This is a genomic window from Mycobacterium sp. MOTT36Y (genome assembly GCF_000262165.1).
Taxonomy (GTDB): Bacteria; Actinomycetota; Actinomycetes; order Mycobacteriales; family Mycobacteriaceae; genus Mycobacterium; species Mycobacterium intracellulare.
This window is the reverse complement of the sequence record NC_017904.1, coordinates 1,400,624-1,413,384: the sequence shown is the minus strand read 5'-3', so window position 1 is coordinate 1,413,384 and position 12,761 is coordinate 1,400,624. Positions and strand designations below refer to the sequence as shown.

The 12,761-nt window shown below is 69.0% G+C and carries 8 protein-coding genes; 4 read left to right on the top strand and 4 right to left on the bottom strand.

What is annotated here, in order from left to right; all coding sequences use genetic code 11:
- Nucleotides 1–47: 47 nt before the first annotated feature.
- Genes W7S_RS06800 through clpS form a run of 3 tightly spaced genes read right to left on the bottom strand, consistent with a single transcriptional unit; the run spans nt 48 to nt 2,032 of the window.
- Nucleotides 48–1,103: a P1 family peptidase gene (locus tag W7S_RS06800; protein ID WP_014711096.1), complete on the bottom strand. Its 1,056-nt coding sequence runs from the start codon at nt 1,101–1,103 to the stop codon at nt 48–50.
- A gap of 5 nt (nt 1,104–1,108) precedes the next feature.
- Nucleotides 1,109–1,690 (bottom strand): DUF2017 domain-containing protein, encoded by a 582-nt coding sequence (locus tag W7S_RS06795; protein WP_009952845.1) that lies wholly within the window; start codon nt 1,688–1,690, stop codon nt 1,109–1,111.
- A gap of 24 nt (nt 1,691–1,714) precedes the next feature.
- Nucleotides 1,715–2,032, bottom strand: a complete 318-nt coding sequence (clpS, locus tag W7S_RS06790; protein ID WP_036428642.1) for an ATP-dependent Clp protease adapter ClpS — start codon at nt 2,030–2,032, stop codon at nt 1,715–1,717.
- A 66-nt stretch (nt 2,033–2,098) separates the two neighbouring features.
- Between clpS and W7S_RS06785 the strand changes: the two genes are divergently transcribed.
- Nucleotides 2,099–3,406, top strand: a complete 1,308-nt coding sequence (locus W7S_RS06785; RefSeq protein WP_014711095.1) for a nicotinate phosphoribosyltransferase — start codon at nt 2,099–2,101, stop codon at nt 3,404–3,406.
- 8 nt (nt 3,407–3,414) lie between these two features.
- On the top strand, nt 3,415–5,442 hold the full coding sequence (locus W7S_RS06780) for an ATP-dependent DNA helicase (protein ID WP_014711094.1): 2,028 nt from the start codon (nt 3,415–3,417) through the stop codon (nt 5,440–5,442).
- A gap of 9 nt (nt 5,443–5,451) precedes the next feature.
- On the opposite strand, the gene glgP is transcribed toward W7S_RS06780, so the two are convergent.
- Nucleotides 5,452–8,094, bottom strand: coding sequence for an alpha-glucan family phosphorylase (gene glgP, locus W7S_RS06775; protein WP_014711093.1), 2,643 nt, complete (start codon nt 8,092–8,094; stop codon nt 5,452–5,454).
- A 295-nt stretch (nt 8,095–8,389) separates the two neighbouring features.
- On the opposite strand from glgP, the gene W7S_RS06770 reads away from it, so the two are divergent.
- Nucleotides 8,390–10,483: an alpha-1,4-glucan--maltose-1-phosphate maltosyltransferase gene (locus tag W7S_RS06770; protein ID WP_201767264.1), complete on the top strand. Its 2,094-nt coding sequence runs from the start codon at nt 8,390–8,392 to the stop codon at nt 10,481–10,483.
- A gap of 35 nt (nt 10,484–10,518) precedes the next feature.
- Nucleotides 10,519–12,714: a 1,4-alpha-glucan branching protein GlgB gene (glgB, locus tag W7S_RS06765; RefSeq protein WP_014711091.1), complete on the top strand. Its 2,196-nt coding sequence runs from the start codon at nt 10,519–10,521 to the stop codon at nt 12,712–12,714.
- Nucleotides 12,715–12,761: the final 47 nt, after the last annotated feature.

Here is a 12,761-nt window from a genome sequence, read left to right as displayed (position 1 = left end):
GCGCGTTTCCGGCATCGTCCAGGCTACCGGCGCGGCGGGCGGATTCCTCATCGGCCGAGTGCGCCGGGCAGCACGTCGCGGTAGCTCGGTATCCCGGCGATCGTTTCGGCGGCCAGCACCCCGCCCAGCACCGCTCGCGCCAGGCAATCGGCCGCCGCGATGCCGACCTCGGTGACCAGGCGCGTCTCGGGGGAGAACGCGGCCGGCACCGGTTTTGAACTGGGCGACGGGGGGTCGACCTCGACCGCCCCGGTGGCCAGGACGAACACCGCGTCCCCGTCGACCGGCGTGTGGGCCGGCCGGATGCTGCGGGCCAGGCCGTCGTGGGCCGAGATGGCCACCCGACGGCACGCCGCCGGGCTCAGGGCGGCGTCGGTGGCCACCACCGCGATGACGGTGTTGAGGGGCTCCTCCATCGGGTCCGATGGGGACGGCAGCCGGGCGAAGGCGTCGATCTGCTCGGGCGGCGGCGGAGAGAGTCCGAACTGGTGGGCCAAGTCGGCCATCCACGGCAACCCGGTCGCCCGGTCGGCGACCTCGCCCGCGGCGTTCACCACGGCCAGCGCGCCGACGGTCACACCGCTCGGCAGCGCCGCCGAGGCGGTCCCAACACCGCCCTTGAGCGCCCCGGCCCGGGCCCCCACCCCGGCGCCGACGTTGCCCACGCCCATCGCCGCACCTTCTTGCACGGCGGCGGCGCAGGCCAGGTAGCCGAACTCGTCCGTCGGGCGGCACTGCCAGCCGCCGACCGGCAGATCGAAGATCACCGCTGCCGGCACGATGGGCACCACGCCCCCACCCATCGCCACGCCGCGTTCCTGTTCTTCCAGCCAGCGCATGACGCCGTCGGCGGCCGCCAGGCCGTAGGCGCTGCCCCCGGCGAGCAGCACCGCGTCCACGAACCGCACCGTGTTGGCGGGGTCGAGCAGATCGGTCTCGCGCGTCCCGGGGGCCCCGCCGCGGCAATCGACCGCGCCGACGGTCCCCGGGGGCGGGAGCACCACGGTGACGCCGCAGGCCCAGCCCGCGCCCAACGAGGCGTCGGGGTCCAATCGGTGGTAGTGGCCGACGCGGATCCCAGCGACGTCGGTGATCGCGCCCATCGCGCTCACCGGGACCCCATCAGCACCAACACCAGGTACTCCTGCAGGACCGTCAGCCACTGGTAGACGTCGAAGTGCACGGCCAGCGGATGATCGGCCGGCAGCCGCTCGGGGCCCTCGGGTCCGACCTCGAGCATGACTCCCAACGTCAGCCGGATGTCGTTGACCGCCCCGATCCAACAGTTCGCGTCTTCCTCGCTCAGCTCGAACCGGCCGCCGTCCTCGGGGACCGTGCTCAGCAACCGCTGTGCCGCAACGCGTTTGGCGTCGACGATGCCCGGCTCGTGCAGGCTGCGCAGCGCGGCGTTCAGGCTGTCCGCGGAATCTGCAGGCGCGGTGTCCTGGTCGTCGTTTCGGTAGAAGTCCGGCAGCAGCCGGCGCAGGGTGGGGTCTTTGGGTGGTTCGGCGTTGCCGGTCTTGATGCCGGTGATTTCTTCGAGTTCGTCTGCCGGCGAAGAGGATTCACGCTCGTCGAGTAAACCGATCATCGCGGTGGCCAGGTTCTTCAGCAGTGCCGCCTCATGGGACGCCAGGGCCGACCGGAAACGGGGACCGTCCGCGGTCTCGACGCGCTTCCATTTGCGCACAGGGAATCGCCAGCGCCTCGATCGTCAGCGGTCCTGCTGCAGCGTCGCCCACAAACCGGCGGCGTGCAGCTTGGACACATCGGCTTCCATGGACTCCCGGCTACCGGCGGACACCACGGCCTTTCCTTCGTTGTGCACCTGCAGCATCAGTTTGGTGGCATGCGGCTCGCTGTAGCCGAACAACTTCTGGAACACGTATGTCACGTACGTCATCAAGTTGACCGGGTCATCCCAGACGATCGTGACCCAGGGACTCGCCGTGACCTCGACCGGCGCGGACTCGCGTTGTCCTGTAGTGCCCGGCCTCGATTTCGGCTCAGTGGGCGCTGACATAACAACCATGGCCTACACGATACCGAGGGATGCACGACGTTTCCGAGCCCGCGGGGCAGCCGATACCGTTATGGAATGAACGACTCGGTCGTCACCGGGCTGCTGACCGACAAGTACGAGTTGACGATGTTGGCGGCGGCGCTGCGGGACGGCAGCGCCAATCGCCGCACCACCTTCGAGCTTTTTGCGCGCCGTCTTCCCGAGGGACGCCGTTACGGCGTGGTCGCCGGAACCGGCCGGCTGCTCGAGGCGCTGCCGCAGTTCACCTTCGATGACGAGGCCTGCCGGTCGCTCGGGCAATTCCTCGATCCAGATACGTTGCGGTACTTGCGCGATTTTCGGTTCGGCGGCGATATCGACGGCTACGCCGAGGGCGAGCTGTACTTCCCCGGATCCCCGGTGCTCTCGGTGAGCGGGACGTTCGCCGAGTGCGTGGTGCTCGAAACGCTGGCGCTGTCGATTTTCAATCACGACACCGCGGTCGCGTCGGCCGCCGCGCGGATGGTGAGTGCGGCCAGGGGACGACCGCTGATCGAGATGGGGTCACGGCGAACCCACGAACAGGCGGCGGTCGCCGCGGCCCGCGCCGCCTACATCGCCGGCTTCGCCGCGTCCTCCAATCTGGAGGCTCAGCGCTGCTACGGAATACCAGCCGAGGGCACCTCCGCGCACGCGTTCACCATGCTGCACGCGCGCGCCGACACCCCCGCAGAGTCGACCGAATTGGCGGCCTTTCGGGCGCAGGTCGAGGCGCTCGGCGTCGACACCACCCTGCTGGTGGACACCTACGACGTGACGGCCGGCGTGGCCAACGCGGTGGCCGCCGCCGGCACCGGGCTCGGTGCCGTGCGCATCGACTCCGGTGAGCTGGGCGTGCTGGCCCGCCAGGTGCGCCAGCAGCTCGATGACCTGGGCGCCACGCGGACCCGCATCGTGGTCTCCGGTGACCTCGACGAGTTCTCCATCGCCGCATTGGCAGCCGAGCCGGTGGACAGTTACGGCGTCGGCACGTCGCTGGTGACCGGCTCGGGCGCACCCACCGCGAACATGGTGTACAAGCTCGTCGAAGTGGACGGCCTGCCGGTGCAGAAGCGCAGCAGCCACAAGGAATCCCACGGCGGACACAAAGAGGCACTGCGCACCGCGCGCAGCTCCGGCACCATCACCGAGGAGATCCTGTACCCGGCCGGCCGTCAGCCCGACGTCGATGAACCGGCCCGGGTGTTGACCGTCCCGCTGGTCCGCGGCGGGGAGCTGGTGTCCAAACCGAACCTCGCCGCGGCGCGCGAGCTGGTAGCTTCCGGGCTGCGCAGTCTGCCGTGGGAGGGGCTGAACCTGTCGCACGGCGAACCCGCGGTCACGACGACGCAGATCCGCGCCTGAGCAAGGGAGTGACCACGTCCGACGTGTCCGTGCACGAGCTGCTGGCCACCGCCGTGGCCGCGCTCGGCGGCAGTGAACGCAGCGGCCAACAGGAGATGGCCGACGCGGTGGCGCGGGCCTTCGCCACCGACGAACACCTCGTCGTACAGGCCGGCACCGGCACCGGCAAGTCGCTCGCCTATCTGGTGCCCGCGATCGTGCACGCCCTGGACGACGACTCCCCCGTCGTCGTGTCGACGGCCACCATCGCGCTGCAACGCCAGCTCGTCGATCGCGATCTGCCCCGGCTCATCGATGCGCTGGCCGACGCGCTGCCGCGCCGCCCGCAGTTCGCGCTGCTCAAAGGCCGACGAAACTATCTGTGTCTCAACAAGATTCACAACGGCGGGGCGGCCGACGGTGACGACGTCGACGGGCGGCCGCAAGAGGAACTCTTCAACCCCATGGCGGTCAGCGCCCTGGGCCGCGACGTGCAACGGCTCACCGAGTGGGCGTCGACCACCGAATCCGGTGACCGCGACGATTTGAAGCCGGGCGTGCCCGACCGGTCCTGGTCTCAGGTCAGCGTTTCCGCGCGGGAATGCCTCGGGGTGGCCCGCTGCCCGTTCGGCACCGAGTGCTTCTCCGAGCGGGCCAGGGGCCTGGCCGGCCGTGCCGACGTCGTGGTCACCAACCACGCGCTGCTGGCCATCGACGCGGTCGCCGAATCCGCGGTGCTGCCCGAGCACGCGCTGCTGGTGGTCGACGAGGCGCACGAGTTGGTGGACCGGGTGACGTCCGTGGCCACCGCGGAGTTGACGTCGGCCGCGCTCGGGGTCGCCTCGCGGCGGATCAGCCGGTTGGTGAGCCCGGAACTGGTCCAGCGCCTCGACGCGACCACCGCCAACTTCGCGGCGGCGATCCACGACGGCACGCCGGGGCGCATCGACCGCCTCGACGAGGACCTGGCGACGTACCTGACCGCGCTGCGCGACGTCGCCACCGCGGCGCGCTCGGCGATCGACACCACGAACGACGCCAAGGCGGCGGCGGCCCGCGCCGAAGCGGTCGCCGCGCTCAGCGAGATTTCGGAGACGGCGTCGCGAGTGCTCGCCTCGTTCGGGCCGGCCATCCCCGACCGCACCGACGTGGTGTGGCTGGAACACGAGGAGAACCGGGGTGCACCGCGCCCGGTGTTGCGGGTGGCCCCGCTCTCGGTCGCCGGGCTACTGCGCCAACGCGTGTTCTCGCGTTCGACCGTGGTGTTGACGTCGGCGACGCTGACGATCGGCGGCTCCTTCGACGCCATGGCCGCGGCGTGGGGCCTGACCGCTCCCACGAGCGACGACGGCGGCGACGCACGATGGCGCGGCCTCGACGTCGGCTCGCCGTTTCAGCACGCCAAGGCCGGCATCCTGTACGTGGCCGCGCACCTGCCGCCGCCCGGGCGCGACGGTGTCGGCTCGGCCGAGCAGCTGACCGAGATCGCCGAGCTCATCACCGCCGCCGACGGGCGCACCCTGGGCCTGTTCTCGTCGATGCGGGCGGCCCGCGCGGCCGCCGAGGCCATGCGCGAACGGCTGTCGACACCGGTGTTGTGCCAGGGCGACGACAGCACGTCGGCGCTGGTCGAGCGGTTCAGCGCCGACCCGCAAACCTCGCTGTTCGGCACCCTGTCGCTGTGGCAGGGCGTCGACGTGCCCGGGCCGTCGCTGTCGCTGGTGCTGATCGACCGCATCCCGTTCCCCCGCCCCGACGACCCCCTGCTGGGGGCGCGCCAGCGGGCGGTCGCGGCGCGCGGCGGCAACGGCTTCATGGCCGTCGCGGCCAGCCACGCGGCGCTGCTGCTGGCGCAGGGCTCCGGCCGGCTGTTGCGCCGCGTGACCGATCGCGGGGTGGTCGCGGTGCTCGACTCGCGCATGGTCACCGCCGGCTACGGCGGCTACCTGCGGGCCTCGCTGCCGCCGTTCTGGCAGACCACCAACGGGGCGCAGGTGCGCGAGGCGCTGCAGCGGCTGCGGACAGCGGAGGACTCGCAAGAAGGCCTGTCCGCCTGAGGGTTCCGGCTAGCGGGCCAGGGTGACCAGACCGAGCTCGTTGCTGGCGGCCAGCATCGGATGGCGGGGCAGCACGCGCACGGTGTATCCCACCGATCCCGCCAGCGGCAGCGGGGTGGTCGTCGAGAACACCTGGTTGCCGCCCTCGGCGGTGCCGGTGTACGACATCTCGACGGTGATCGGCTCCAGCAGCGCATCGCCGGCGTCGACGCGGCCGACCACCGCCTGGACCGTGACCTCCTCGGGCGCCAGCCCGGCCAGCTGCACGGTGGCGGTCAGGGTCAGCTTCGAGCCGAGCACCGGGCTGTCCGGCAGGCCGGTGCTGTCGACGTCGGTGATCACGATCTTCGGCCAGGCCTCGTAGGCGCGCCGGCGATAGGCGGCCAGCTCGCGGGCGGCGCCGAACTCGCCGCCGCCGTCGGCGGGCGCGAGCGTCTTGCGCAGCGATTGCGCCGCGGGCGTGTAGTACTGCTCGACGTAGTCGCGCACCATGCGGGAAGCCAGGACCTTCGGGCCGAGCGTCTGCAGGGTGTGGCGCACCATTTCGATCCAGCGCGGCGGTACCCCGTGCTGGTCACGCTCGTAGAACTTCGGTGCCACGGCTTCTTCCAGCAGCCGATACAGCGCGCTGGATTCCAGGTCGTCGCGGCGCTCCGCGTCGGCCACGCCGTCGGCAGACGGTATCTCCCAACCGTTTTCGCCGTCGTACCATTCATCCCACCAGCCATCGCGGATGGACAGGTTCAGCCCGCCGTTGAGTGCGCTCTTCATTCCCGAGGTGCCGCAGGCCTCCAACGGGCGCAGCGGGTTGTTCAACCAGACGTCGCAGCCCCAATAGAGCAGCCTGGCCATGGACATGTCGTAGTCGGGCAAGAACGCGATGCGGTGGCGCACCTGCGGCCGGTCGGCAAATCGCACCACCTGCTGGATCAAGGCCTTGCCGCCGTCGTCCGCCGGGTGCGACTTACCGGCGACGATCAGCTGGATCGGCCGTTCGCTGTCCAGCAGCAGCTGCTCCAGCCGATCCGGATCGTGCAGCATCAGCGTCAACCGCTTGTACGTCGGCACCCGCCGGGCGAACCCGATGGTCAGCACTTCCGGATCGAAAGCTGTTGCTATCCAACCCAATTCGGCGTCCGAGGCGCCGCGTTCCAACCACGAGCGCCGCAGCCGGCGCCGCACGTCGTCGACCAGCAGGGACCTCAATTGCGAACGAATCCACCACAGGTGACCCGCATCGACCTGCTGCAGGCGCAACCACACGCCCGGATCGCTGAACGAATCCGACCCGGCCAGCTCGTAGCCCAGCTGCAGCCACTGCGGCGCCGCCCAGGTGCGCGCGTGCACCCCATTGGTGATCGACCCGATCGGCACCTCCCCGGGGTCGAATCCGGGCCACAGCTCGTTGAACATCGCCCGGCTCACCCGGCCGTGCAGCGACGAGACCCCGTTGGCCCGCTGGGCCAGGCGCAGACCCATGTGCGCCATGTTGAATTTCGTCGGGTCGTCCTCGGCGCCGAGCGCCAGGATGCGCGCCGTCGGCACCCCCGGCAGCAACACGGGCGCGCTCGTCGCGTCGGCCGCCGTGCCGTCGCCGCCGGATGCCGATTCGTCGGCAAGATGGTCGTCGAAGTACAGCCGCACCATGTCGATGGGGAAACGGTCGATGCCCGCGGGCACCGGGGTGTGGGTGGTGAACACGGTGCTCGAGCGCACGACCGCCAGCGCGGTGTCGAAGTCCAACGCCGCGCCCGTCATCAGCTCGCGAATGCGCTCCGCGCCCAGGAACCCGGCGTGCCCCTCGTTCATGTGGAACACCTCCGGCGCGGGCAGGCCGTGGATGGCGGTGTAGGCGCGGATCGCCCGCACGCCGCCGATGCCGGCCAGGATCTCCTGCCTCATCCGGTGTTCCTGATCGCCGCCGTACAGGCGGTCGGTGACACCCCGCAGATCGTGCTCGTTCTCGGGGACGTCGGAATCGAGCAGGAGCAGCGGGACCCTGCCCACCTGCGCGACCCAGATCCGGGCGTGCAGCTGCGCGGAGTCCGGCAGCATCAGCTCAACCAGGGCGGGGTCGCCGGTGGCATCGGTCAGCAACCGCAACGGCAGCCCCTGCGGGTCCAGCGACGGGTAGTTCTCGTGCTGCCACCCGTCGGCGGTCAGCGACTGCCGGAAGTAGCCGGACCGGTAGTAGAGCCCCACCGCGACCAACGGCACGCCCAGATCGGATGCGGACTTCAGGTGGTCACCGGCGAGGATGCCCAAGCCGCCGGAGTAGTTGGGCAGCACCTCGGCGATGCCGAACTCCATCGAGAAGTAGGCGATGGCGGCCGGCATCTCGGCGCCGTGGTCCTGCTGTTGCTGGTACCACAGCGGGCGGTTGAGGTAATCGTTCAATTCGGCGGTCAGCTCGTCGAGCCGGCGAAGGAAGGTCTCGTCGATCGCCAATTCGTCGAGTCGCGCCGGCTTGACCGCCCCCAGCAACGCCACCGGATCGCAGCCGCATCGCTGCCACAGGTCCGGGTCGATGCTCGCGAAAAGGTCCTGGGTCGGCGTGTCCCATGACCATCGCAAGTTGGTCGAGAGCTGGTCCAGCGCGGTCAAACGCTCGGGAAGGTGAGCACGGACGGTAAACCGGCGGAGGGCTTTCACGCGTCCCTACCTTACTGAGGATTCCGGCCCGCGCACGGCGGCGCGAAAGACCGCTTTTCGTTCGCTTTCCGTGGCGGGGTGTGACCGAAGACTAGGGTGGGTATCGGTTAGTTATCGGGGTCGCAACGATGCTTCCCCGCATAGAAAGTTCCCCACGACAGGAAGTTTCCCGACGAGCGGCGTTCCGCGCGGAGCACACCCCGGACTGGCCGCACACAATCTGGATCGCTCCCGGTGACGATGCGGCCCGCGGCGCGGGGCGCGGAGGAAGCGGGAAAATCGGAACGGAGTGGTGGTGCCCGGTCGTGTCGAGATCGATAACGTCCAGCCGGTCGTTTCCTGTGGCGCGTTTCCCGCGAAAGCCGTGGTCGGCGAGGTCGTGCCGGTCAGCGCCGCGGTGTGGCGGGAAGGCCACGAAGCGGTGGCCGCAACCCTGGTCGTGCGCTACCTCGGGCCGGGCTATCCGCAAGTCACCGAGACCCGGCGGGTCAAAGCGGTTCAGGCTCCGGCAAAGCCGGTGACCGATCGCGACGGCAAGGTCGACCAGCAAAAGGTCAAGCCGCTGGCGCTGCCGATGACGATGGGTCTGGAACCCTATGTGTTCCACGGCCAGTTCACCCCCGACCAGGTGGGGCTGTGGACCTTCCGCGTCGAGGGGTGGGGCGATCCGATCCACACCTGGCGGCACGGGCTGGTCGCCAAACTGGACGCCGGTCAGGGCGAGAAGGAACTGTCCAATGATCTTCTGGTAGGCGCCGGGTTGTTCGAACGCGCCGCGAGCGAGGTGCCGCGCGCCCGGCGCGAACCGCTGCTGGCCGCCGCCGCGGCGCTGCGCACCCCCGGCGACCCGGTCACCCGAACGGCGCTGGCGCTGGGGCCGGAGATCGAGGAAATCCTGGCGGACCACCCGCTGCGCGACTTCGTCACGCGCGGCGAGCAGTACAGCGTCTGGGTGGACCGGCCGTTGGCCAGGTTCGGCTCCTGGTATGAGATGTTTCCCCGCTCGACCGGCGGATGGGACGCCGACGGCAACCCCGTGCACGGCACATTCGCCACCGCAACCGCCGCGCTCGGGCGCATCGCGGCGATGGGGTTCGACGTCGTCTACCTGCCGCCGATCCATCCGATCGGCAAGGTACATCGCAAGGGGCGCAACAACTCCCCCACCGCCGCTCCGACAGATGTGGGTTCTCCCTGGGCGATCGGCAGCGACGAGGGCGGCCACGACGCCGTCCACCCGGATTTGGGCACCATCGAGGACTTCGACGCGTTCGTCGCCGCGACACGCGAATTGGGCATGGAGGTGGCGCTGGACCTGGCGCTGCAATGCGCGCCGGACCATCCCTGGGCGCGTAACCACCGCAACTGGTTCACCGAATTGCCCGACGGCACCATCGCCTACGCGGAGAACCCGCCCAAGAAGTACCAGGACATCTATCCGATCAACTTCGACAACGACCCGGCCGGCCTCTACGACGAGGTGCTGCGCGTGGTCCGGCACTGGATGGACCACGGCGTCAAGGTTTTTCGCGTCGACAACCCGCACACCAAGCCGCCGGACTTCTGGGCGTGGTTGATCGCCGCGGTCAAGGCCATCGACCCCGACGTGCTGTTTCTCTCCGAGGCCTTCACGCCGCCGGCCCGCCAGTACGGGCTGGCCAAACTGGGCTTCACGCAGTCGTACAGCTACTTCACCTGGCGCACGGCGAAGTGGGAGCTGACCGAATTCGGTAACGAGATCGCCGCTTTGGCCGACTTCCGCCGGCCCAACCTGTTCGTCAACACCCCCGACATCCTGCACGCCATCTTGCAGCACAACGGGCCCGGGATGTTCGCCATCCGTGCGGCGCTGGCCGCGACGATGGGACCGGCCTGGGGCGTGTATTCGGGATACGAGCTGTTCGAGCATCGCGCGGTGCGGGAAGGCAGCGAGGAGTACCTGGACTCCGAGAAATACGAGTTGCGGCCTCGCGATTTCGCGGGTGCGCTCGCCGAGGGACGCTCGCTTGAACCATTCATCACGCAGCTCAACGCGATTCGCCGACTCCACCCCGCCCTCGAGCAGCTGCGCACCATCCATTTCCACAGCGTGGACAACGACGCGCTGCTCGCCTACAGCAAGTTCGACCCGGCCACCGGCGACTGCGTGTTGGTGGTGGTGACGCTCAACGCCTTCGGCCCCGAGGAAGCGACCCTGTTTTTGGATATGGCCGCACTGGGTATGGAGCCCTACGAGCGCTTTTGGGTGCGCGACGAGATCACCGGCCAGGAATTCCAATGGGGACAAGCCAATTACGTTCGCATCGATCCCGGGCAGGCGGTCGCGCACATCATCAACATGCCGCGCGTACCGCATGACGCTCGAATGACGCTGCTGCGCAGGCATTGACACCAGACATGAAACGGACCGGAGGCGAAAGGGACATGAGCCAAGCCGACCAACTCGCTCGGACGCACCTGGCGCCCGACCCCGCCGACCTGTCGCGCCTGGTCGCCGGCACGCACCACAACCCGCACGGCGTGCTGGGTGCCCACGAATACGGCGACCACACCGTCATTCGGGCGTACCGGCCGCACGCGGTCGAGGTCGTCGCGATCGTCGGCGACGACCGATTCCCGATGCAGCACGTCGAGTCCGGGCTGTTCGCCGTGGCGCTGCCGTTCACCAACCTGATCGACTATCGGCTTCAGATCACCTACGAGGGCGCCGACCCCTACGTCGTCGCCGACGCCTATCGTTTCCTGCCCACCCTCGGCGAGGTCGACCTTCATCTTTTCGCCGAAGGGCGCCACGAGCGCCTCTGGGAAGTCCTTGGCGCGCATCCTCGCTCGTTCACCACGGCCGACGGCGTGGTCAACGGGGTGTCGTTCGCGGTGTGGGCGCCCAACGCCAAGGGCGTCAGCCTGATCGGCGAGTTCAACGGCTGGACCGGCAACGACGCCCCGATGCGGGTGTTGGGCTCCTCGGGCGTGTGGGAGCTGTTCTGGCCCGGCTTCCAGCTCGAGGGGCTGTACAAGTTTCGCGTTCATGGCGCCGACGGAGTGGTCACCGAACGCGCCGACCCCATGGCCTTCGCCACCGAGGTGCCGCCGCACACGGCCTCCCGGGTGACGCGCAGCAAGTACACCTGGGAAGACGCGGACTGGATGACGCAGCGCGCCGGGCGCAACCCGGTGTTCGAGCCGATGAGCACCTACGAGGTTCACCTGGGTTCATGGCGACCCGGGCTCAACTACCGCCAGTTGGCCCGCGAGCTGACGGATTACGTTGTGGAGCACGGATTCACCCACGTCGAGCTGCTCCCGGTCGCCGAACATCCCTTCGCCGGATCCTGGGGATACCAGGTGACGTCGTACTACGCCCCGACGTCCCGGTTCGGCACCCCGGACGAATTCCGGGCCCTGGTCGACGCCCTGCACCAGGCCGGTATCGGCGTGCTGGTGGACTGGGTGCCGGCACACTTCCCGAAGGACGCGTGGGCGCTGGGACGCTTCGACGGCACCCCGCTTTACGAACATTCCGACCCGAAGCGTGGCGAGCAACTCGACTGGGGCACTTACGTATTCGACTTCGGCCGGCGGGAAGTGCGCAACTTCCTGGTGGCCAACGCGCTGTATTGGCTCGAGGAATTCCACATCGACGGATTGCGGGTCGACGCGGTCGCGTCGATGCTGTACCTGGATTACTCGCGCCCCGAAGGTGGCTGGACGCCGAACATCTACGGCGGGCGGGAGAACTTGGAGGCGGTCCAGTTCCTGCAGGAGATGAACGCCACGGCGCACAAGAGCGCCCCGGGCATCGTCACCATCGCCGAGGAGTCGACCTCCTGGCCCGGGGTCACCCGGCCGACAAACCTTGGCGGCCTGGGCTTTTCAATGAAGTGGAACATGGGCTGGATGCATGACACGCTCGACTACATCAGCCGCGATCCGATCTATCGGAGCTATCACCACCACGAGATGACGTTCTCGATGCTTTATGCGTTCAGCGAGAATTACGTGCTGCCGATCAGCCATGACGAGGTGGTCCACGGCAAGGGAACGCTGTGGGGACGCATGCCGGGCAACAATCACGTCAAGGCCGCCGGGCTGCGCAGCCTGCTCGCCTACCAGTGGGCGCACCCGGGCAAGCAATTGCTGTTCATGGGCCAGGAATTCGGCCAGCGCGCCGAGTGGTCCGAAGAGCGCGGTCTGGATTGGTGGCAGCTCGACGAGCAGGGATTCTCCAACGGCGTCCTGCGCATGGTGCGCGACATCAACGACATCTACCGCAGCCGCCCGGCGCTGTGGAGCCAAGACACCGTGCCCGACGGCTACTCCTGGATCGACGCCAACGACTCGGGCAACAACGTCTTGAGCTTCCTGCGTTACGGCAAGGACGGCTCGGTGATGGCGTGCGTGTTCAATTTCGCCGGTGCCGAGCACGGCGGCTACCGGCTGGGCCTGCCGTCGGCGGGGCGGTGGCGCGAGGTGCTCAACACCGACGCCACCGTCTACAACGGTTCGGGGGTCGGGAACATGGGCGGTGTCGATGCCACCGAGGATCCGTGGCACGGGCGTCCGGCCTCGGCGGTGCTGGTGTTGCCGCCCACGTCGGCGCTGTGGCTGGAACCGGAGTAGGGCCCCTTAACCCCATCGCCGAACGTGGACTAGTTGCGCGATTTCGG